Origin of the sequence: Inhella crocodyli (genome assembly GCF_004004565.1) — a bacterium.
Taxonomy (GTDB): domain Bacteria; phylum Pseudomonadota; class Gammaproteobacteria; order Burkholderiales; family Burkholderiaceae_C; genus Inhella; species Inhella crocodyli.
This window is the reverse complement of sequence record NZ_SACM01000001.1, coordinates 1,636,199-1,656,339: the sequence shown is the minus strand read 5'-3', so window position 1 is coordinate 1,656,339 and position 20,141 is coordinate 1,636,199. Positions and strand designations below refer to the sequence as shown.

At 70.2% G+C, this 20,141-nt stretch carries 19 protein-coding genes; 9 read left to right on the top strand and 10 right to left on the bottom strand.

Annotated features, from left to right (window positions below; genetic code table 11):
- Positions 1-254 precede the first annotated feature (254 nt).
- On the top strand, positions 255-3,143 hold the full coding sequence (locus EOD73_RS07700) for an Ig-like domain-containing protein (protein ID WP_164845977.1): 2,889 nt from the start codon (positions 255-257) through the stop codon (positions 3,141-3,143).
- On the opposite strand, the gene EOD73_RS07695 is transcribed toward EOD73_RS07700, so the two are convergent.
- Positions 3,128-3,637, bottom strand: coding sequence for a YqaA family protein (locus tag EOD73_RS07695; RefSeq protein ID WP_127682296.1), 510 nt, complete (start codon positions 3,635-3,637; stop codon positions 3,128-3,130). The genes EOD73_RS07700 and EOD73_RS07695 overlap by 16 nt on opposite strands.
- Before the next feature lie 69 nt (positions 3,638-3,706).
- On the opposite strand from EOD73_RS07695, the gene dusB reads away from it, so the two are divergent.
- From dusB to purH, 3 genes are read left to right on the top strand one after another with little or no spacing between them, the layout of a single operon-like run.
- Positions 3,707-4,732 (top strand): tRNA dihydrouridine synthase DusB, encoded by a 1,026-nt coding sequence (gene dusB, locus EOD73_RS07690; RefSeq protein ID WP_127682295.1) that lies wholly within the window; start codon positions 3,707-3,709, stop codon positions 4,730-4,732.
- A 17-nt stretch (positions 4,733-4,749) separates the two neighbouring features.
- On the top strand, positions 4,750-4,983 hold the full coding sequence (locus EOD73_RS07685; protein ID WP_127682294.1) for a helix-turn-helix domain-containing protein: 234 nt from the start codon (positions 4,750-4,752) through the stop codon (positions 4,981-4,983).
- An 8-nt stretch (positions 4,984-4,991) separates the two neighbouring features.
- Positions 4,992-6,569, top strand: a complete 1,578-nt coding sequence (purH, locus tag EOD73_RS07680) for a bifunctional phosphoribosylaminoimidazolecarboxamide formyltransferase/IMP cyclohydrolase (RefSeq protein ID WP_127682293.1) — start codon at positions 4,992-4,994, stop codon at positions 6,567-6,569.
- Positions 6,570-6,638: 69 nt separating this feature from the next.
- Here purH and EOD73_RS07675 read toward each other — a convergent pair whose 3' ends face one another.
- From EOD73_RS07675 to EOD73_RS07660, 4 genes are all read right to left on the bottom strand, one after another.
- The gene (locus EOD73_RS07675; protein WP_127682292.1) at positions 6,639-7,355 is read right to left on the bottom strand and encodes an SDR family NAD(P)-dependent oxidoreductase; all 717 of its coding nucleotides are present in this window, start codon (positions 7,353-7,355) and stop codon (positions 6,639-6,641) included.
- A gap of 27 nt (positions 7,356-7,382) precedes the next feature.
- Positions 7,383-8,840, bottom strand: coding sequence for a M20/M25/M40 family metallo-hydrolase (locus EOD73_RS07670; RefSeq protein WP_127682291.1), 1,458 nt, complete (start codon positions 8,838-8,840; stop codon positions 7,383-7,385).
- The gene (locus tag EOD73_RS07665; RefSeq protein WP_127682290.1) at positions 8,837-9,679 is read right to left on the bottom strand and encodes an alpha/beta hydrolase; all 843 of its coding nucleotides are present in this window, start codon (positions 9,677-9,679) and stop codon (positions 8,837-8,839) included. Before EOD73_RS07665 ends, EOD73_RS07670 begins: the two co-directional genes overlap by 4 nt.
- A gap of 91 nt (positions 9,680-9,770) precedes the next feature.
- Positions 9,771-10,097 carry a hypothetical protein gene (locus EOD73_RS07660; protein ID WP_127682289.1) on the bottom strand — a complete coding sequence of 109 codons (327 nt, stop codon included), beginning with the start codon at positions 10,095-10,097 and terminating at the stop codon, positions 9,771-9,773.
- 161 nt (positions 10,098-10,258) lie between these two features.
- On the opposite strand from EOD73_RS07660, the gene EOD73_RS07655 reads away from it, so the two are divergent.
- The 5 genes from EOD73_RS07655 to kefC are packed head-to-tail and all read left to right on the top strand — an operon-like array spanning position 10,259 to position 15,421.
- A complete protein-coding gene (locus EOD73_RS07655; RefSeq protein ID WP_205702418.1) occupies positions 10,259-10,774 on the top strand; it encodes an RNA polymerase sigma factor in 516 nt (171 codons plus the stop codon).
- Positions 10,771-11,112 (top strand): hypothetical protein, encoded by a 342-nt coding sequence (locus tag EOD73_RS07650; protein ID WP_127682287.1) that lies wholly within the window; start codon positions 10,771-10,773, stop codon positions 11,110-11,112. Before EOD73_RS07655 ends, EOD73_RS07650 begins: the two co-directional genes overlap by 4 nt.
- Positions 11,113-11,121: 9 nt before the next feature.
- On the top strand, positions 11,122-12,909 hold the full coding sequence (locus EOD73_RS07645; protein WP_127682286.1) for a serine hydrolase: 1,788 nt from the start codon (positions 11,122-11,124) through the stop codon (positions 12,907-12,909).
- A gap of 41 nt (positions 12,910-12,950) precedes the next feature.
- Positions 12,951-13,577: a glutathione-regulated potassium-efflux system oxidoreductase KefF gene (kefF, locus tag EOD73_RS07640; protein ID WP_127682285.1), complete on the top strand. Its 627-nt coding sequence runs from the start codon at positions 12,951-12,953 to the stop codon at positions 13,575-13,577.
- Positions 13,577-15,421, top strand: a complete 1,845-nt coding sequence (gene kefC / locus EOD73_RS07635; protein ID WP_127682284.1) for a glutathione-regulated potassium-efflux system protein KefC — start codon at positions 13,577-13,579, stop codon at positions 15,419-15,421. Before kefF ends, kefC begins: the two co-directional genes overlap by 1 nt.
- 16 nt (positions 15,422-15,437) lie before the next feature.
- Here the strand turns inward: kefC and EOD73_RS07630 are convergent, their stop codons facing one another.
- The 5 genes from EOD73_RS07630 to sppA all read right to left on the bottom strand — a co-directional run bounded on the left by EOD73_RS07630 (position 15,438) and on the right by sppA (position 20,087).
- Positions 15,438-15,818: a VOC family protein gene (locus EOD73_RS07630; RefSeq protein WP_127682283.1), complete on the bottom strand. Its 381-nt coding sequence runs from the start codon at positions 15,816-15,818 to the stop codon at positions 15,438-15,440.
- A 62-nt stretch (positions 15,819-15,880) separates the two neighbouring features.
- Positions 15,881-16,402, bottom strand: a complete 522-nt coding sequence (locus tag EOD73_RS07625) for a hypothetical protein (protein WP_127682282.1) — start codon at positions 16,400-16,402, stop codon at positions 15,881-15,883.
- 133 nt (positions 16,403-16,535) lie between these two features.
- A complete protein-coding gene (gene metW / locus EOD73_RS07620; protein WP_127682281.1) occupies positions 16,536-17,105 on the bottom strand; it encodes a methionine biosynthesis protein MetW in 570 nt (189 codons plus the stop codon).
- Positions 17,102-18,223, bottom strand: coding sequence for a homoserine O-succinyltransferase MetX (metX, locus tag EOD73_RS07615; protein WP_127682280.1), 1,122 nt, complete (start codon positions 18,221-18,223; stop codon positions 17,102-17,104). Before metX ends, metW begins: the two co-directional genes overlap by 4 nt.
- A 4-nt stretch (positions 18,224-18,227) precedes the next feature.
- A complete protein-coding gene (gene sppA, locus EOD73_RS07610; protein ID WP_127682279.1) occupies positions 18,228-20,087 on the bottom strand; it encodes a signal peptide peptidase SppA in 1,860 nt (619 codons plus the stop codon).
- Positions 20,088-20,141 lie beyond the last annotated feature (54 nt).

Genomic DNA, 20,141 nt, shown 5'->3' with positions numbered 1-20,141 from the left:
AGACTTCGGTCGTTCCCCCTGAAACAGGCGAATCCCGCCTGGTTCTCGAATCGCGCACGCGACCCCCGGGGCTTGTGCCTCACGATGTTTTACAGACTGAACTTGACATGACGAATCGCCACACTCCCTCGTTGCCCTTCGCATGGCGTGCACCTGTGGCGGTCGCCGCACTGATGCTGCTAGCGTCTTGCGGCGGTGGGCAGCCCGACCCGCAGCCGGTTCTGAAAGCGGCCGCGGTCCGCCAAGCGCCCCCCGTGCGCGCACAGGAGGCCTTCGCCATTCAAGATTCGGCCGCGCCCATCCTGTCGGTGGGGCGTGCGCTGCAGTTCCGGCTGAGCGCCTCCAACGCCGAGGGCGAGGTGCGTTGGCGCGTGGCTGCCGGGGCCTTGCCCCAGGGCTTGCGGCTGACGCCGAATGGCGACCTGCTGGGCACGGCCCAGCGCGCCGGCGAGACCTGGGTCGAGGTGGAGGCCGTCGATGCTGCAGGCCAGGTGGCGCAGGCACGCCTTCGCTTCTCGGTGGTCGAACCCGATGCTGCCGAAGCCTCCGACGCCGACAGCCCTACCCGTTGGGCTGGTCGTGCATTGCGTGATCCTGTGGGCGCCGCCGCTGGGCCGGACCGCCGGGCCCGCGCCGTGGCCGCCGACGGAACTCCTCTTGCCGACCTGCCGGAACTGGTGGCTCTGTTGCGAACGGTGCCCGAAGGGGGGTGGGTGCAGGTCAACGCCAACTTGTTCAACAGCGTGTGGACGCCCGCGGACTTGCGCGTGTGGGAGCAGAACTTTGGCGGGGTGGGGCAGCCGGCCTCGCTGATCACCGCCTGGAGTGGGTTTGCTTGGGACAGCCGACGTGGCGACCTGCTGCTGTTCGGGGGGGGGCATGCCAACTACGGGGGCAATGAGGTGTATCGCTGGAGAGGCAGCACGCGGCTGTGGGAGCGTGCCTCACTGCCCAGCGACATTCAACTCTTCCGGGCTGGGGCATTTCACGCGGTTGACGGGCCCGACAACGCTCCGGCTGCCGCCCATACCTACGACAACAACATCTATTTGCCCGTGGCAGATCGCTTCCTGGTGCTGGGTGGGGCCAGCTACAACACCGGAGGCGCCTATGTACGAGACAACGGCAGCGGCGGCACCCGCGTCACCGGCCCCTATTTGTGGGACCCGGCCAAAGCCGATCCGATGAAGGTCGGTGGGACGACGGGCTCGCACGTCAAACGGGTGGCTCCGTTTCCCGAGGTCACTGGTGGGGCGATGTGGCAAAACCGGGATGCGGCGCGCTACTTCGCGCCCACTTCGATCCCTGGCGCCCATTTGCAGGGCTGCACCGGCTACGCGCAGGAGGGCGGCAAGGACGTGGTCTACATGGCGGCCCGGCCTCCGGGCGGGGGCACGTCCACTTACCTTTACCGCCTGGCCTTGAATGACGTCGGCAATCCGGCGGCTGACACTTGGAGTCGAGTCGGCGCATGGTGGGACACCCCACAGGGCCAAACGGTCTGTGCCTATGACCCCGTGCAGCGCTTGGTGGTGCGCGTGGCGGACAAGACACGTCCCTTTGCCTTTTGGAACGTGGCGACCGCCCTCACAGGGCCCAATGGAAATGCCGACAAAACCCTGTCCTACACCGAAGCCTCAGGCGAGTTGCAGGCCCTGCTGAGCGCCGGCACGTTGTCCATTCAGAACTGCGGCTTTGACTTCGATCCCGTGCGCCGCGATCACGTGCTTTGGTGCGGTGCCGACTACCTGTGGCGCTTGAAGCCGCCTGCGACGGTGTCGACCACGGGCTGGACCTTGACACGTCAACCCAACGTCGGCGGCGCCCTGCCCAGCGCCAACGTGGGCACCGGCATTTTGGGCAAGTGGAAGTACATCCCCAACTTGGACGCCTTCATGGCGCTGCAAAACAGCATGGAAGGTCAGGTGTGGTTGTACAAGCCGTTCGGCTGGCAGCCACCCAACGGCACCCCCGCCCCCGTCAACCAACCCCCCTCGGTCGCGCTGAGTGCGCCGCGTCAAGGCGACGTGGTGGCTCCCGGGCAGGCCATGACCGTGGCTGCGACGGCCAGCGATCCTGATGCCGGCGGAAGCGTTGTCAAAGTGGAGTTCCTTGAAAACGACTTGGTGGTCGCCACGCTGACGCAAGCGCCTTGGCAAGTGGTGCGCAACGCGCCGGCGACTGGCAGTGTTCGCTTTGCGGCTCGGGCCACCGACAACGCCGGTGCGGTGACCACCAGCAGCACGGTGACGGTGCAAGTGCAAGTGCCCAACCAGGCGCCCAGTGTTTCGCTGACTTCGCCCCAGTCGGGGCAGACTTTTGTCTTGGGCCAGCCGATCGTGATCACTGCCCAGCCCAGCGACCCCGAGGGTCAGGTCGCTTCGGTCAGCTTCTTTGCCAATGGCGTGCCGCTGGCGACCGTGACCCAGGCTCCCTGGTCCACCACCTGGTCCCAGGCGAGCCTGGGGACCAAGGTCCTGACGGCGACCGTGACCGACGCTGGCGGGTTGACAGCCAACGCCTCGGCCGTCTCTATCACGGTGCAAGCACCGCCTGAAACCGGTACGCCCGTTATCCGCGTGCTGCAGGACGGCTTGGCGGGCTACAACGGAACGCGGGACGCCAATTTGTACGTCTGGTGGCCGACGACCAACCTAGGCGCGCGGACCAACCTGGCGGACGAGTACGGCTCGTACACACCGGTGTTGCGCTTTGCGATCTTTGCTCGCGAGGGCGGGCCCATCCCGGACAACGCCACCATCGTCAGTGCGCAACTGGGGCTGTTCAAAAGTACTGCGTACGACGTGACCCTGTCCGCTTACCGCCTGCTTTGCGATTGGAACGAGGTCACAGTCACGTGGAACGCGTGTCGCAGCGGAACGAACTGGGCCAGCCCCGGTGCCGTTGGCTCGTCGGATGCTTTGGCCATCGCTGACGGCAGCGGTGCCATCGGCTGGCCTGCCGGCTGGATGAGCATCGACGTGGGGCCGGGTGTTCGTGCCATGCAGCAGGGCGCGGTGAACCATGGCTGGAAGCTGCGGCGCACCGCGGGCAACCCCAACTTGAAGACCTTCTGGTCCCGCGAATACGCGCTTGACCCCAGCCTGCGCCCGAAGCTGACGGTCACTTACACCGTCCCCTGACCCGGCAACCCGCCCGGGAACACCCACAGCAAAAACGACGTCATCACGAAGTAGCGGGCGGCCTTGCCGACGGCCATCCAGGCCACGCAAGGCCAGAACGGCAGGCGGAGCCAGCCGGCCACGGCGCACAGGGGGTCGCCCACCACGGGCAGCCAACTCAGCAAGCAGGCCTTGGGGCCGAAGCGTTCGAGCCAGGCCAGCAGGCGGGGGTTGTTCGGGCGGTGCTTTTGCCAGCGCTCGTAGCCGCGCTCGGCACCGTAGCCCATGCCCCAGCTGATGGCGCCGCCCAAGGTGTTGCCCACCGTGGCCACGGCGATGGCCGCCCAGAACAGGCTGGGGTCGGCCTTGACGAGCGCAAAGACGACGGGCTCCGAGCCCATGGGCAGCAGCGTGGCCGACACCAGTGCCACGATGAACACCGCCGGCAGTCCGACGGTCGGCAGGGCCAGCCAGGCGAGCAGGGCGGTGATCCAGGCGGTGAGGGTGGCTTCCATGGCGCGCGGATTCTGGCGTGCTCAGGGCTTCCCCTTAGAATCTGCTGTTTTTTTAGGCAAGCCTCCCCCATGCGCATCGGTCCCCACGAGCTGCCCAACCGGCTGTTTGTCGCCCCGATGGCCGGCGTGACCGACCGCCCTTTCCGCACGCTGTGCAAGAAGCTGGGGGCGGGGTACGCGGTCAGCGAGATGGTGACCAGCCAACCCCACCTGTGGGCCAGCCTGAAGACCAGCCGCCGCGCCAATCACGATGGGGAGCCGGCGCCGATCGCCGTGCAAATCGCCGGCGTGGACCCGGTGCAGATGGCCGAAGCCGCCCGCTACAACGTGCAGCGCGGCGCGCAGATCATCGACATCAACATGGGCTGCCCGGCCAAGAAGGTGTGCAACGTGTGGGCCGGCTCGGCGCTTATGCAGAACGAAGCCTTGGCCCTGCGCATCGTCGACGCCGTGGTGCAGGCCTGCGCGCCCTTGAACGTGCCCGTCACGCTCAAGATGCGCACCGGCTGGTGTGCCACCCACAAGAACGCGCCGGCCCTGGCCGTGGCCGCGGAGCAGCTGGGCGTGCAGATGCTGACCGTGCACGGCCGAACGCGCGAGCAGGGCTACGGCGGCGAGGCGGAGCACGACACCGTGGCCGCCATCAAGCGCGCCGTGCGCATCCCCGTGGTGGCCAACGGCGACATCGACAGCCCCGAGCGCGCCGCGGCCGTGCTGGCCGCGACGGGCGCCGACGCCATCATGATCGGCCGCGCGGCGCAAGGCCGGCCCTGGATCTTTGGCGACATCGCGCATTACCTGGCGCATGGCACGCACCGCCCCGCGCCGCGCGTGGCCGAGGTGCAGGCCTGGCTGACCGAGCACCTGGACGACCACTACCGCCTGTACGGCGAGCTCACGGGCACCCGCACGGCGCGCAAGCACATCGGCTGGCTGCTGAAGCAGCTGCCCGGCGGCGAGGACCTGCGCGCCGCCATGAACCAACTGCAGACCAGCGCCGAGCAGCTGCGCTGGCTGGACGACACCTTTCAGCGGCTGGCGCTCGACTTCGAACGCCTGCCCGCCAACGACGCCGCGCTCTTGCAGCAGGCCTGACCGATCTCGACCCGCCCATGCCCGTGAAGTCCCTGGACGAATGCGTCCGCGAAAACCTCGATGTCTATTTCCGCGACCTCGGCGACCAAACGCCGCACTCGCTGCACGAGATGGTCGTCAAGCTCGTCGAGAAGCCGCTGCTCGAAGTGGTGATGGCCCGTTGCCAAGGCAACCAGAGCCGTGCCGCCGATTGGCTGGGCATCAACCGCAACACCCTGCGCCGCAAACTTTCCGATCACCACCTCCTGTGAGCTCCTTCATGGCCTTGACCGCACTCCTTTCCGTCTCCGACAAGACGGGCATCGTTGACTTCGCCCGCAGCCTGCACGGCCTGGGCTGCACCTTGCTGAGCACGGGCGGCACCGCCAAGCTGCTGCAGGAATCGGGCTTGCCCGTCACCGAGGTGGCCCAGCACACCGGCTTCCCGGAAATGATGGACGGCCGCGTCAAGACCCTGCACCCGACCATCCACGGCGGCCTGCTGGCCCGCAGCGACCTGCCCGAGCACGTGGCCGCCATGCAGCAGCACGGCATCACGCGCATCGACATCCTGGCCGTCAACCTCTACCCCTTCGAGGCCACCGTGGCCAAGCCGGGTTGCACGCTGGAAGACGCCATCGAGAACATCGACATCGGCGGCCCGGCCATGGTGCGCAGCGCGGCCAAGAACTGGAAGGACGTCACCGTGCTGACCGACGCCGCCCAGTACCCCCAGGTGCTCGCCGAGTTGCTGGCCCATGGCAAGACCAGCGATGCCACGCGCTTTGCCTGCAGCGTGGCCGCGTTCAACCGCATCGCCCAGTACGACGCCGCCATCAGCAACTACCTGAGCGCTTACCAAGCCGACGGGACCTTGAGCGAGTACCCGGCCCAGCTCAACAGCAGCTTCGTCAAGGTGCAAGACCTGCGCTACGGCGAGAACAGCCACCAAAGCGCGGCGCTGTACCGCGACCTGCACCCCGCCCCGGGCAGCCTGGTCACCGGCAAGCAGTTGCAGGGCAAGGAGCTCAGCTACAACAACATCGCCGACGCCGACGCGGCCTGGGAGTGCGTGAAGAGCTTCGAGGCCCCGGCCTGCGTCATCGTCAAGCACGCCAACCCTTGCGGCGTGGCCGTGGCCGCGACGCCGGCCGAGGCCTACAGCAAGGCCTTCCAGACCGACCCGACCAGCGCCTTCGGCGGCATCATCGCCTTCAACCGCCCGGTGGACGGCGCCGCGGCCGCGCTGGTGGCCAAGCAGTTCGTCGAGGTGCTGATGGCCCCGAGCTTCACCGACGAGGCCCGCGCCATCTTTGCCGGCAAGGCCAACGTGCGCCTGCTGGAAATCGCGCTGCCCTTGGGCGGCCACACGCCCTGGCTGCAAGGCCGCAACGCGCAAGACAGCAAGCGCGTTGGTTCGGGCCTGCTGGTGCAGACCGCCGACAACCACTTCCTCCAGCGCGACGAGCTCAAGGTCGTCACCCAGTTGCAGCCCACGGCCCAGCAGCTGGACGACCTGATGTTCGCGTGGACGGTGGCGCAGTACGTCAAGAGCAACGCCATCGTCTTCTGCGGCGGCGGCATGACCCTGGGCGTGGGCGCCGGCCAGATGAGCCGCGTGGACTCCACCAAGATCGCCGCGATCAAAGCGGCCAACGCCGGTCTGGCCTTGAAGGGCTCGGTGGTGGCCAGCGATGCCTTCTTCCCCTTCCGCGACGGCCTGGACGTGCTGGCCGACGCGGGGGCCAGCTGCGTCATCCAGCCCGGCGGCTCGATGCGCGACGAGGAGGTGATCGCGGCGGCCAACGAGCGTGGCATCGCGATGGTGTTCACCGGCGTGCGCCACTTCCGCCACTGAGGCGTCGGTCGGCAAGGAGCAGGGCCCAAGCACAGCGCTTTGGCCCTGTTTTGTTTACAGCGATGCGCTTCAGCCGCGCACGTCGCCCACGGGCTCTTGGCCGAAGTCGGCGCGTGCCGCGAAGGCCAGCACCTTGGCGGCCACAGCCTCCGGCGATTCCAGTGCGCCGCTGGCCTTGAACTCGGCGAAGCGATCGCGCTCGGGGAACTTGTCGGGGTCGCCGCTGCGCAGTTGCACCTGCATGTCGGTGTCGATGATGCCGGGCGCCAGCGACACGATGCGCGCCGGCTGGGCTTGGCGCGCCTCGTCCATCGCCATCGCGCGGCTGAGGTGATCCATGCCGGCCTTGACGGCGCAGTAGGGCGCGGCGCCGGCCATGGCCCGCCGGCCCAGACCCGACGAGATGTTGACGATGCGCTTGTCGGGGCAGGCGCGCAGCGCGCCCACGAAGGCGGCCGACAGCAGCAACACGGCTTCGAGCCCCACGCGCACCGAGGCCGACAGTGCCGACAGCGAGACCGTCTCCACCGGGCCGGGCTCGGTGACCAACGCGGCGTTGTTGATCAGCAGCGCTTGCGTGGGCTTCAGTGGCGCCAAGAAGGCCTGCAGGCGTTCGGCGCCGGGCAGCGGGTCGGCCAGGTCCAGGCGCCACTGCTCGATGCTGGCGGGCAACTCGGCCGCCCAATGGCGCGCCAGGCCCAGCACCTGCCAGCCTTCGGCATGCAACTGCAGGGCCAGCGCGCGCCCCAGGCCGCGCGAATGGCCGGTGACGATGGCGAGCTTCATGGCGTGGCCTTTCCCGTCAAGCGCTGCTCAGGGGTGCGCGGCGATCACCTGGGCCACCGTGGCCGTGAGGCGCTTGCCGTAGTCGATGTGCAGGAACTCGTTGGGCCCGTGGGCGTTGCTCTTGGGGCCGAGCACGCCGCAGACCATCATTTGCGCGCTGGGGAAGCCTTGCTGCAGCAGGTTCATCAGCGGGATGGTGCCGCCCTGGCCCACGAAGCCCACCGGCGCGCCGAACTGGGCGCGGCTGGCGTCGTCCAGCGCCGTCAACAGCCAGGGCTGCAGGTCGGGCGTGTTCCAGCCGCTGGCCCCGTAAGCACCCATGCGGCCGTCGGGCTCGAAGGTGACCTTGGCGTTGTAGGGCGCGTTGTCTTCCAGCAGCGCCTTGAGCTTCAGCGCGGCGGCATTGCCATCCACCAGCGGGGGCAGGCGCAGGCTCAGCTTGAAGGAGGTGTAGGGCCGCAGCACGTTGCCGGCGTTGCTCAGGGGCGGCATGCCGTCCACGCCGGTCACGCTCAGGGTGGGCTTCCAGGTGCCGTTGATCAGCACCTGGGCCGGGTCCTCGCTCATGGGCAGCACGGCGCCACCGTCGGCCCCGCAGGCCCAGGGCAGGCGCTTGTAGACGGCGTCGCCGAGCACCGCGGCGGTGTCGCGGGCCTGCTGGATGCGCACTTCGGGGATGGGGCAGTGGAAGTCCTCGGGCAGCAGCGCGCCGGTTTTGGCGTCCTCCAGGCGGTCCATCAGCTGCCGCATGATGCGGAAGCTCGAGGGCACGATGCCACTGGCGTCGCCGCTGTGCACCCCCTCGGCCAGCACCTCGACCTTCAGCGTGCCGGTCACGTTGCCGCGCAGCGAGGTGGTCAGCCACAGCTGGTTGTAGTCGCCGGCGCCGCTGTCCAGGCACACCACCAGGCTGACGTTGCCGAATCGCGGGCGCAGCACGTCGATGTAGGCCGGCAGGTCGTAACTGCCAGACTCTTCGCAGGTTTCGATCAAGCCCACGCAGCGCGGTCGCGGCAGGCCTTCTTTGTCCAGCGCGATCAGGGCCGTGAGGCTGGCGTAGATGGCGTAGCCGTCGTCGGCGCCACCGCGGCCGTAGAGCTTGCCGTCGACGATCTTGGGCGTCCAGGGGCCCAGGTCGTTGCGCCAGCCGCTGAACTCGGGTTGCTTGTCCAGGTGGCCGTACAGCAGCACGGTGTCGGTGCTGCCGGTTTTGGTGGCGGGCAGCTCGAACAGGATGACGGGCGTGCGGTCGGGGGCGCGCACCACCTCCAAGGTCAGGCCGTGCAGCACATTGGGGCCGTGCGCGCCGCGCTGGCGCTCCACCCAGGCGGCGGCGTCGCGCACCACGCGTTCGATGTGGCCGTTGGCGGCCCAGTCCTTGTCGAACATCGGGCTCTTGGCGGGGATGGCGATGTAGTCCTGCAGCGCGGGGATGATCTGCTCGTCCCACATGCGGTGGCAGGTGCTGGCAAGGTTGGCGTTCATGGTGTCGTGGGGTGGGGGAAGCGGTGGTCGAGCGCGGCCTTCATCACGGCCAAAACCTCGGCGCGCTCGGGCTCGTTGAAGAGTTCGTGGGCCAGATTGTCGAAGCAGCGGCCCTGCACCACGGCGGGCGGTGCGGCCGTGGCGAAGGCCTCGCTGCCGCGTGGGGCCACGCAGCGGTCGGCGCCCGCCCACAGCAGCAAGGTGGGCACGCGCCAACGGGCGGCCTCGGCGCGCACCACTTCGCCACCGTCCACGATCATCTCGGCCACCGTGGGCGTGATGCGGCCGTGCACCATCGGGTCCTGCTGGTACAGCTTGACGACCGCGGGGTCGCGGCAAATCCAGGCCGGCTTCAGCCCATTGCCAGCGCCAAGGTGGGGCAAAAAGCGGCGCCCGAAGCCGAGCAGCAGGCGCTGGTCCCAGCGCATGCCGGGGTCCAGCGCCGGGGAACTGAGCACCAGCCAGTCGGGTTCGCGCCCAAAGGGCTCGCCGCGCAGGGCGCCGGCCACCACCCGCGCGGCCAGCAAGCCGCCCAGGCTGTGGCCGACCAAGATGAAGGGGCGGCCCGGCTCGCTCACCGCGTCGATGGCCGCGGCCACGTCGTCCAACATCGCGGTGGGCGTGGGCGCGTCGCCGCGCGGACCGCTGGCCCGGCCGTGGCCGCGCAAGTGCACCGCGCGAACGTCCAAGCCCCAGTGCACGAACTGCGCCGCCAAGGCCTCGTAGCGCCCTGGGTGCTCACCCAGCCCGTGCACCAAAAGCACCCGGGCCCGCGGGATGCCATGGGCGGGCCAGTGGTCGATGGGGAGGACGGCGTCGGGGCGTTGGAGGGCGGCCATGCGGGCAGTCTAGGACCGGCCGTACCGCGGCGTAACCGAAGGCGATGGGGTGTCGCGTGTCCCGCACACCCGCGGGCAGCTTGGCCGAGGTTCAGGGGCCCACGCGCCGCTCCCAGGCGTAGGCGGCCAAACGGGCCACGCCCAGGGCGCTGAGCACCAATCCCCACGTGCCCGGGTGGGCCGGTCCCCAACCCAGGGCACTGACGACGCTCAAGGCCAGGCCGAGCGACAGCGCGACCAAGCCGCCATGCAGCGCCGCCTGCCGGCGCAGGCCCTGTTCGCCCGCCATCAGGGCCTGCACCGCCTCGGCGCTGCTGGCGCGCAGCATCAGGTAGCGCATGCGGGCGTCGAGCAGCAGCTTGAAGGCGTAGGTCACGCACAGGAACAGCAGCACGGGAACGACGATGTTTTTGTCCATGGCGGGGCGCGAAAGGTGGGCGATGGCAGCATAGACACGGTGGGCCGCTGTCCGGTTGCAGGGGCCTCCCAAAGATTTTTTGCATCGGAGCTGCAACCGCCCCCGCGGCGGGCGTGTCTATGCCTGGCGTGTCTCCCCCTTCGCTCGACGACGACCGCGCCATGGTCCACGCCGCCCTCTCCGGTCAACCCGGGGCCTTCGCCGCCCTGGTGCACGCCCACCAACGCCTGGTGTGGCTGCTGGTGCAGCGCTTGGTGCGCGACCCGGAGGACGCGCGCGAGCTCGGCCAGGAGGCCTTCATGCGCGTGTCGCAGCGCCTGCACCAGTTTCGTTTTGAAAGCAGCCTGCGCACCTGGATCGGCCGCATCGCCACGTCGGTGGCGCTGCGCCATTTGGAGCGGCAGCGCCTGCCCACCGTCGAGATCGACGAGGCGCTGCCGCTCCCGGCGGCCGACGACACCGCGGCCGAGGTGGACGCGAGGCAGCAGCACGAACGCCTGCGCGACGCGATCGACGCGCTGGCGCCCGTGCCGCGCTTGGTCGTCACCCTGTTCTACCTGGAGGAGCTGCCCGTGGCCGAGGTCGCGGCGCTCACCGGCCTGCCTGACAACACGGTGAAAAGTCACCTCGCCCGCAGCCGCGCGCGCCTGCGCCAGCACCTGGAGACCTCGCGATGACCGAGCCGACCGCCGACGACGTTGACCGCAGCTTTCGCGCCGCCCTGCGCCGGCCGCGCGCGGGCGACGAGCCCCCGCCCGGCTGGGCGGAAACCGTGCTGGCCCGCGTGCCCGCGCCGCACACCCTGCGCCTGCGGCCCGCCGAACTGCTGGCCTGGACCCTGGCTTGGCTGGGCCTGCTGGCCATGGCCGCGCTCGTGCTGCTGATGACCCACGCCGATCTCGACGTATGGCGCCCCGTGCTGTCGCGCTGGGACGGGGCCTGGCCCTGGCTCGGCCTGGGCCTGGGCGGCCTCCTGCTCGGTCGGCCTCGACGCCGGTCGCCCTTCACCCCCTGAGGAGTTCCCATGAATCGTTGGATCGGCCGGCTTCTGGCTGGCGGCTTGGCCCTGGCCGCCTTGTCCTTGTCGCCCTCGCGCGCCGAGCCCGCGACGCCGTTGCCACCGCTGTCGCGCTTGCAGCCCTACCTGGACGAGATCCAGCGCGGCGACCTGCTGCACGCCGCTTGGGCCGTGCAGCGCGGAGAGGCGGCGCCGTTGAGCGGGGCCCTGGGCGAGTCCCGCCGGGGCCAGGCCGCTGGGCCCGACACCGCCTACCGCATCGGCTCCGTCAGCAAGACCTTCACCGCCGTGCTGGCCCTGCAGTTGGTGGAGCAGGGGCGCCTGCGCCTGGACCAGCCCGTGGCCGACTTCTTCCCCGGCGCCGCCCAACTGGACGGCGTGACGGTGGAGCACCTGCTGCGCCACCGCGCCGGCCTGTCCGACGTGAAGGACGCGCCCGACTTCGAGCGTTGGGCCCGCCAGCCGCGCCGCATGGACGAGCTGCAGGCCCTGGTGCTGGGCCTGCCCCGGCAGTTCCCCGCCGGCAGCCGCGCGGCCTACAGCAACACCGGCTACCTGTTGCTGCACTGGGTGGTGGAGCGGGCCGGGCAGGCACCCTACGCGCAACAGCTGCGCGAGCGCATCGCCGCGCCGCTGGGCCTGGTGCACACCCGTCTGGCGCTGCCGGCCGAGGAGAACAGCGACAGCCGCCACTGGGACGGCCACGCCTGGCAGCCGGTGTCGGCCACCGACCCCAGCGTGCCCCTGGGCGCGGGGGCGCTGGTGTCCACGCCGGCCGAGCTGGTGCGCTTCGGGCAAGCCTTGTTCGCCCACCGCCTGCTTGGCCCCGAGACCCTGGCGCGCATGACCACGGTGCAAGACGGCTTCGGCCTGGGCCTCTATCCCTTGCCGGCCGGGGCCGCCGAGCCGTCCTGGGGCCACGAGGGGGTGATCGACGGCTACCGCGCCACCTGGATGGTGCAGCCTCGCAGCGGCACGGCCTTGGCGGTGCTCGCCAACGCCGAGCGCCTGCCGCGCGACGCGCTGCGCGACGAGCTCCTGCGCTGGGCCCATCACGGCGCAGAGCCGGGCTACGCGCCCACCGACCTGCGGCCCCAGGCGCAGCGCTGGACCGTCGTGCTGGACCCGCGCGGCCAGCCGCAGTCCGCGGGCAGCCGCTGGGCCCTGCGCGGCAGCCTGCCGCCCCTGCGATGGGACCGCGGCCTGCCCCTGACGCTGCAGCCCGACGGCCGCTGGACGGCCGAGCTGGCCTGGACCGGCCGCGCGGGCCTGCCGTTGGAGTCCAAGTTCGTGCTGGAAGACGCCCAAGGCCAGGTGCTGCGCTGGGAGCGCACCGACAACCGCCGCTGGTCTGTGGGCATGCCGCCGGGGCCCATGCGCTTCGACGTGGACGCCGCGCAAGAGGCCTTGGAAGCCACCGTGCTGGCGGCCGACGCGCGCCTGTCCCGCGCCCTGAACGAGCGCGACCTGTCGGCCATGGCCGACGTCTTCAGCCAGCAGCTGGAGTTCTTCCACGACCGAGGTGGCCGCAGCACCCACGCCGACAACCTGGCCCAGTTCCGCCAGAACTTCGCCCGCACCGAGGGGCGCAGCAGCCGCACCCTGCTGACCGAGGGCTTGCAGATCCGCCCGGTGCCCGGCGTGGGCGCGATGCAAATCGGCCGCCACCGCTTCTGCTTCCACCCGGCCGATGGCGCGGCCGCGCAGTGCCAGGAGCTGGGCTTCAGCCACGTCTGGGCGCAGGAGCCGGACGGGGTGTGGCGCCTGCTGCGGGTGCTGAGCTACGGGCATTGACCCGAGGGCGCGAGCGCGCCGGGGGCGGGCACACTGACTGCATGCGAACCGCCCCCTGCCTGGTCGTCATGGCCCACCCCGATCTGGCGCACTCGCGCGTCACGCGCCGGGTGCAGCAAGCCTTCGAGGCCGAACCCCAGCTCGTGCTGCACGACCTGTACGCCCGCTACCCCGACTTCTGGATCGACGTCGACGCCGAACGCGCTGCGCTGAGCGCGGCCCAGTTGGTGGTGTGGCTGCACCCGGTGCACTGGTACGGCATGCCGGCGCTGATGAAGCAATGGATGGACACCGTGCTGGGCTACGGCTGGGCCTACGGGCCGGGCGGTACCGCCTTGGCGGGCAAGGACCTGTGGCTGTGCGCCAGCGCCGGCGGCGCTGAAGACAGCTACCGCGCCATGCCGGGCGCGGCGGCCGACGCCCACCCCAACGTCCACCCGTTTGACCCCTTCCTGCCGCCCTACCGGCAGACCGCGGCGCTGACCCGCATGCGCTGGTTGCCGCCCTCGGTCTTCTTCCATGCCCACCGGGCGGAGGGCGCGGCGCTCGACGCGCACGTCGCCAACCTGGTGGCCCGCTTGCGCCGCTACCCCGAGGGCCTGGAGGACACGCCCTGGGCCTTGCCCGCCGAGGTGGCCGGCGAACGGCCGCTCGAAGGGGGCGTGTGATGGCGCATCTCGAATCCGACTGGCTCAGCGCCGCCCTCGTGTTCTTGAGCGCGGCCGTGCTGGCCGTGCCCCTGGCCAAGCGCCTGGGGCTGGGCGCCATCCTGGGCTACCTGGTGGCCGGGGTGGCCATCGGCCCGGGGGCCTTGGCCCTGGTGGCCGACCCGCAATCGGTGCTGCACGTGGCCGAGTTCGGCGTGGTGCTGATGCTCTTTCTCGTGGGCCTGGAGTTGGAGCCGCAGCGCCTGTGGGCCATGCGCCGGCCGATCTTCGGCACCGGCGGCCTGCAGGTGCTGGCGTCCACGGGCCTGCTGATGGGTGTGGGCGTGGCCGTGGGCCTGGATTGGCGCCTGGCGCTGGTGGGCGGCCTGGCCCTGTCCATGTCGTCCACCGCCATCGGCCTGGGCGTGCTGGCCGAGCGCAACCTGATGCCCACCCCCGGGGGGCAGCAGGTGCTGGCCGTCATGCTGCTGCAAGACATCGCGGCCATCCCCATCCTGGCCTTGGTGCCGCTGCTGGCGGTGTCGCCCGCGGGCGGGGGCGATGGGCACTGGGCCTGGCAGGTGGGCAAGGCCGCGGCCATGGTGGCCGCGCTGGTGCTGGGCGGGCGCTGGCTGCTGACGCCGGCGCTGCGCTGGATCGCACGCACCGGCTCCAGCGAGATGTTCACCGCCGCCGCGCTGCTGCTGGTGGTGGCCAGTGCTTTCCTGATGCGCGCCGCCGGCCTGTCCATGGCCCTGGGCGCCTTCCTGGCCGGCGTGCTGTTGGCCGGCAGCGAGTACCGCCGCGAACTGGAAACCGACCTCGAGCCCTTCAAGGGCCTGCTGCTGGGCCTGTTCTTCATCGCCGTGGGCATGAGCATCGACCTGGCCACGGTGGCGGCCATGCCCGGGCTGGTGGCGGCCCTGGTGCTGGGTTTTGTGGCGCTGAAGGCGGCGGTGCTGTGGCCCCTGGCCCGGACGCAGAAGCTGCCCCTGGGCGACCGGCCCTTCTTCGTGCTGCTGCTGGCCCAAGGGGGCGAGTTCGGCTTCGTGGTCGCCCAAACCGGCCTGGGCGCGGGCGTGCTGAGCGCGCAGGCCAACTCGGTGCTGCTGGCGGCCATCGCACTGTCGATGCTGCTCACGCCCTTGCTGCTGCTGGTCGTGGACCGCTGGTGGCTGCCGCGCCTGAGCGGTTGCGCGCCGGCCAAAGCCCACAACGCGCCCGAACTCAACGAGCCGCACCACGCGCCCGTGGTCATCGCCGGCTTCGGCCGCTACGGCCAAATCGTCGGCCGCATGCTCTCGGCCCAGGGCCTGAAGGCCACGGTGCTGGACCACGACCCCGAGCAGGTGGAGAGCGTGCGCAAGTTCGGCTGGGAGGCCTACTTCGGCGACGCCACGCGCCTGGACCTGCTGCGCAACGCCGGCGCCGAGACCGCCCGCGTGCTGGTCATCGCGCTGGACGACGTGGCGCAGAGCGAGGCCCTGGCACGCTTGGCGCGCGAGCACTTCCCGCGGCTCACCGTGGTGGCCCGCGCGCGCAACGTCACGCACTACGCGGCGCTCAAGCGCGCCGGGGTGCAGCACGTCGAACGCGAAACCTTCGAGAGCGCCTTGGTCAGCGCCCGCACGGTGCTGGAGCAGATGGGCCTCACGCCGCACCGCGCCTGGCAACAGGCCCAGGCCTTCCGCGCCCACAACGTCGAGCAGCTCGAGGCCATGGTGCCGCACATGGGCGACGAGCAAAAGCTCATCGCCCTGTCCAAGCAAGGCCGGCAACAGCTCGAAGCCCTTTGGGCCGAGCAGCGGGCGGCCGAGGCCCAGCGCAGCGGCGCCAAGGGCTGGGTGGAGAAAGACGGCGCCTGAGCGCCGCCGTCCGGGTTCACGCCGCGGCCGGCCCCATGCAGAAGGCGTTCAGCTTGTTGCCGTCCAGGTCGCGGAAGTAGGCGGCGTAGAAGCCCTCGCCCCGCGGGCCGGGCGCGCCCTCGTCGGTGCCGCCCAAGGCCAAGGCCTTCGCGTGCAGGGCGTCGACCTTGGCCTTGCTGTCCATGACCAGCGCCACCATGACCCCATTGCCCACCGTGGCCGGTTGGCCATCGAACGGGCGCATGACGCCAAAGCCAGGTTGGTCCATGCGGCAGCCCCACGCGCACCCGCGATCGAACTCCATGATGCGCTTGGCCCCTACGACCTCGAACAAGGCGTCGTAGAAGGCCATGGCGCGGGGCAGGTCGTTCGTGCCGAGGGTGGTGTAGCCGATCATGGGGCGTCCTTGGGTTGGGTTGGAGCAGGGGCCCGATCATCCGATGCCAGGCCCCCCAACGATCACAGCCCGAAGTGCATTTGGTAGCGCGCCCCGTCCGAGAACAGGCACGCGCCCACGCCTTGGCCGGGGGCCGTGAGCACGTACTCGCACTGCGCGTTGGTGCCCGCGCCGGCGGCGTTGGCGATGCCGCGACGGCCGCTGACCTGGCGTTGGTGTTCGCCCAGGGTCGCGCTGATCAACGCGCCGAACCCGGGGTACTCGGGGCCCACGCGGGTGGCCTCGCCGCTGAGGTTGTGGCCGCGGTAGGCCAGGGTGAAGCTGCCACGCCCGTTCATCCCGTCCATCACCACCGCCTGCAGCGCCCCGGCCTGGTTGGCCTCGGCGTTCAGCGGGTACAGGCGCACCTGCAAGAGCTGGCTGCTGGGGGCCGCGGGCACCAGCACCGGCGTGGGGGCGGCGCTGGCCGTGCGGTAGGGCTGCGGGTCCAAGGGCACCACCATGCACCCGGTGAGGCCGGCGCTCACGCCCAGCGCGAGCACGGCCAGTGAAGAACGGAAGGAAAGGGTCGAGGATCGGTTCATGAACCACCTGCGAAGTCACGGCACATGCCGCGCCCGCATGGTGGTCAAACGGCGTGCTGCGCGCCAGCGCGAGGGGCCGAAGTCGCGCCTCGCGCTACCGGCGGGCGCATGCCGCGCGCCGCCGCCGGGGCGTTCACGCCCGTTCGATGAGGAACACCGCCACCGGCGCGCGCCAGTTGGGGGCGGTGTCGATGCGCTCATCGCCGCGCAAGCCGAAGCTCTGCAGCACGCGGATGCCCAGGCGTTCGCACAGCAGCGCGAAGTCGGCGTGCGTGCCCACGCGGATGTTGGGCGTGTCGTGCCACTCGTAAGGCAGGGTGCGCGTGACCGGCATGCGGCCGGCCATCACCTGCAGGCGGTTGGGCCAGTGCGCGAAGTTGGGGAAGCTGACGATGCCGCGCCGGCCCACGCGCACGGTTTCTTTCAGCATCTCGGCGGCGTGACGCACTTGCTGCAGGGTTTGCAGTTGCAGCACCACGTCGAAGCTCTGGTCCTTGAACATCGACAGGCCCTGCTCCAGGTCGAGCTGCAGCACGTTGACGCCGCGCTCGGCACAGCCCAGGAGCTTGGCGTCGTCCAACTCGATGCCGTAACCGCTGCAGCCCTTCACGTTCTGCAGGTACGCCAGCAACTCGCCGCTGCCGCAACCCAGGTCGAGCACGCGGCTGCTGGCGGGCACCAAATCGGCAATGACCTTGTTCATGCGCCCACCTCCCGCGCGATCTGCGCAAAGCGGTGGCGCAGCAGCCCGTGGTAGCGCGGGTCGTCCATCAGGAAGGCGTCGTGCCCGTGCGGGGCGTCGATCTCGGCGTAGCTGACGTCCAGGTTGTTGTCGAGCAAGGCCTGCACGATCTCGCGCGAGCGCGCCGGCGAGAAGCGCCAATCGGTGGTGAAGCTGGCCACGCAGAACTTGGCCTTGGCGCGGGCGAAGGCGGCGCTCAAGCTGCCCCCGAACTCGGCCGCGGGGTCGAAGTCGTCGAGGGCGTGCTGGATCAGCAGGTAGCTGTTGGCGTCGAAGTAGCCGGCGAACTTGTCGCCTTGGTGGCGCAGGTAGCTCTCGATCTGGAACTCGTCGACGCCGGCCTCGAGGTCGCGGCGGCGCTCGCGGCCGAACTTGGCGTCCATCACGTCGTCGCTGAGGTAGGTGATGTGGCCCAGCATGCGAGCCACGCGCAGGCCGGCTTTGGGCACCACGCCGTGTTGGTAGAAGTGCCCGCCGTGGAAGTCGGGGTCGCTGACGATGGCGCGGCGCGCCACCTCGTTGAAGGCCAGGTTCTGCGCCGACAGGTTGGGCGCCGTGGCGATGGCCAGGCAGTGCGCCAGGCGTTCGGGCCGCCGCAGGCTCCAGTCCAGGGCCTGCATGCCGCCCAAGGACCCGCCCAGCACGGCGGCCAGGCGGTCGATGCCGAAGTGGTCGATCACGCGGGCTTGCGCGTCGACCCAGTCTTGCACCGTTACCGTGGGGAAGTCGCCGCCCCAGGGCTTGCCCGTGGCGGGGTTGTCGTGCATTGGGCCGGTGGAGCCGAAGCAGGAGCCCAGGTTGTTGACGCCGATGACGAAAAAGCGGTCGGTGTCCAAGGGCTTGCCGGGGCCGATGAGGTTGTCCCACCAACCGGTGCTGCGCGGGTCGTCGTAGTGGCCGGCCACGTGGTGGCTGGCGTTCAGCGCGTGGCACACCAGCACCGCGTTGCTCTTGGCGGCGTTCAGCGTGCCGTAGGTCTCCACCAGCTGGTGGTAGGCCGGCAGCACGCCGCCGCGGCGCAGGGGCAGCGGGGTGCTGAAGTCCAGGCGCTGGGGCTCGACGCGGCCGACCGAACTCATTCGATCAAGGCGCCGTGCAGAGGCAGTGCACGTGCGCGGCGGCGGGCAGGGTGCTGCGGGCGTTGACTTGCATCAGCCAGCCCAGTTCGCGCTGGGCCTCGGTCACCGGGGCCGGCAGGCTGGGAAGGCCCAGCGCGCTGCGCAACCAAGCGCCGGCGGCCGGGGCGTGGGCGTCGAACAGGCTGGCGACCAGCTTCTCGGCCTTGCTGCGTTCCTTCTCGACGTAGGTCACGCTGGGCGTGCCGTCGAGCTTGGCCTTCTTCGCGGCGCTGGCCACCGCGTCACCCAGGCTGCCCAGCCGGTCGACGAGCTTGCGGTCCAAGGCCTGCTGGCCGGTCCACACCCGGCCTTGGGCCACGGCGTCGATGGCTTCGGGGGTCGTCTTGCGGGCGGTGGCGGCGCGCGTGGTGAAGTCGATGTACACGCGGTCGATGCCCGCTTGCACGGCCTGCTTCACGCGCGGGTCCAGCGGCAGGCGGGGGTCGCCGGCGCCCACCAGCCAGGTGGTGCCGTAGCCGCCGGTGTGCAGGGAGATCTTTTCCAGCGCCTTGGTGGCGTTGGGCAGCATGCCGAACACGCCGATGGAGCCGGTGATGGTGGAGGCGTCGGCGATGACCTCGTCGGCGCTCATGCTGACCCAGTAGCCGCCCGAGGCGGCCACGTCGCCCATCGACACCACGACCGGCTTGCCGGCCTTGCGGGTCAGGTCGAGCTCGCGGCGGATCAGTTCGCTGGCGAAGGCGCTGCCGCCGGGCGAGTTCACGCGCAGCACCACGGCCGCCACCTTGTCGTTCTCGCGCGCTTGGCGCACCAAGGCGGCCGTGCTGTCGCCGCCGATGGTGCCGGGGTTGGCGCTGCCGTCGACGATGTTGCCCTCGGCCACGACGATGGCCACCTGCTTGGCGGCGGGCAGTTCGGGCTTGAGCTGGGCGACGTAGGCGTCCAAGCCAATGCGGCGGTAGCTGTTGCCCTTCTCGTCCTTCGCGCCGCGCTCGATCAGCAGCGCACGCACTTCATCGCGCTCTTTCAGGCCGTCCACCAGCTTGGCGTCCAGGGCCAGCTTGGCCGTGTCGCCCTTGAGCTCGCTCATGCGCTGGGGCAGGGTGTCGATGTAGGCCGTGATGCTGCCGGCCGGGAGCTTGCGCGCGGCTTCCACGCCCGTCATGTAGCGCGTCCACAGGTCGCCGTACAGGTAGCTCTCGCTTTCGAGCGTCGCCGGCGAGGGGCCGTTGGCAAAGTAGGGCTCGCCGAAGTTCTTGTACTTGCCGGCGCGCACGACGTTGGCTTCCAAGCCCACGCGTTCGAACAGGTCTTTGTAGTAGTTGCGGTAGCGACCGAAGCCTTCCAGCATCACCATGCCCATGGGGTGCATGTAGACCTCGTGCGCGTGGGCCGCGAGCTGGTAGCTGCGCTGGTCGTAAGCGTCGGCATAGGCCAGCACCTTCTTGCCACTCTTCTTGAACTGCTCCAGTGCCGCACTCACCTCGCGCAGGCTGGCCTGGCCGCCGCCACCGAACTTGGAGAAATCCAGCAGCACTTGCGTGATGTGGGGGTCGTTGGCGGCCGCGTCCAAGGCCTTGAGCACGTCGCGCAACTGGGTTTGCGAGGCGTCGCCCCCCTGCAACTCCGTGGCCAGGCGGTCGGTGCTGGAGCCGCTGCGCTGCTCCACCAAGCGGCCCTCGAGGCCGAGCACCAGGGTCGTCTTGTCCTGCAGCTTGTCGCCGCCGGTGAACAGGGCGCTGACGAGGGCGATCAAGATCGCCAGCCAGATCAGGTTGAACACGAAGCGGCGGCTGCCGTCCACCCAGCCCCATGCACGGGCGATGAAGCGACCCACCGGAGACAGAACCTGCTTGATGCCCATGATGTGAAAGATGGCTCGAAAGGGCCTGGATTCTAGGGAGCGCCCCAGGGGATG

Bases quoted from the DNA above. Each gene is read 5' to 3' on its own strand.
- EOD73_RS07695 (WP_127682296.1), bottom strand. From the start codon at position 3,637: ATGGAAGCCACCCTCACCGCCTGGATCACCGCCCTGCTCGCCTGGCTG.
- dusB (WP_127682295.1), top strand. From the start codon at position 3,707: ATGCGCATCGGTCCCCACGAGCTGCCCAACCGGCTGTTTGTCGCCCCG.
- EOD73_RS07685 (WP_127682294.1), top strand. From the start codon at position 4,750: ATGCCCGTGAAGTCCCTGGACGAATGCGTCCGCGAAAACCTCGATGTC.
- purH (WP_127682293.1), top strand. From the start codon at position 4,992: ATGGCCTTGACCGCACTCCTTTCCGTCTCCGACAAGACGGGCATCGTT.
- EOD73_RS07675 (WP_127682292.1), bottom strand. From the start codon at position 7,355: ATGAAGCTCGCCATCGTCACCGGCCATTCGCGCGGCCTGGGGCGCGCG.
- EOD73_RS07670 (WP_127682291.1), bottom strand. From the start codon at position 8,840: ATGAACGCCAACCTTGCCAGCACCTGCCACCGCATGTGGGACGAGCAG.
- EOD73_RS07665 (WP_127682290.1), bottom strand. From the start codon at position 9,679: ATGGCCGCCCTCCAACGCCCCGACGCCGTCCTCCCCATCGACCACTGG.
- EOD73_RS07660 (WP_127682289.1), bottom strand. From the start codon at position 10,097: ATGGACAAAAACATCGTCGTTCCCGTGCTGCTGTTCCTGTGCGTGACC.
- EOD73_RS07655 (WP_205702418.1), top strand. From the start codon at position 10,259: ATGGTCCACGCCGCCCTCTCCGGTCAACCCGGGGCCTTCGCCGCCCTG.
- EOD73_RS07650 (WP_127682287.1), top strand. From the start codon at position 10,771: ATGACCGAGCCGACCGCCGACGACGTTGACCGCAGCTTTCGCGCCGCC.
- EOD73_RS07645 (WP_127682286.1), top strand. From the start codon at position 11,122: ATGAATCGTTGGATCGGCCGGCTTCTGGCTGGCGGCTTGGCCCTGGCC.
- kefF (WP_127682285.1), top strand. From the start codon at position 12,951: ATGCGAACCGCCCCCTGCCTGGTCGTCATGGCCCACCCCGATCTGGCG.
- kefC (WP_127682284.1), top strand. From the start codon at position 13,577: ATGGCGCATCTCGAATCCGACTGGCTCAGCGCCGCCCTCGTGTTCTTG.
- EOD73_RS07630 (WP_127682283.1), bottom strand. From the start codon at position 15,818: ATGATCGGCTACACCACCCTCGGCACGAACGACCTGCCCCGCGCCATG.
- EOD73_RS07625 (WP_127682282.1), bottom strand. From the start codon at position 16,402: ATGAACCGATCCTCGACCCTTTCCTTCCGTTCTTCACTGGCCGTGCTC.
- metW (WP_127682281.1), bottom strand. From the start codon at position 17,105: ATGAACAAGGTCATTGCCGATTTGGTGCCCGCCAGCAGCCGCGTGCTC.
- metX (WP_127682280.1), bottom strand. From the start codon at position 18,223: ATGAGTTCGGTCGGCCGCGTCGAGCCCCAGCGCCTGGACTTCAGCACC.
- sppA (WP_127682279.1), bottom strand. From the start codon at position 20,087: ATGGGCATCAAGCAGGTTCTGTCTCCGGTGGGTCGCTTCATCGCCCGT.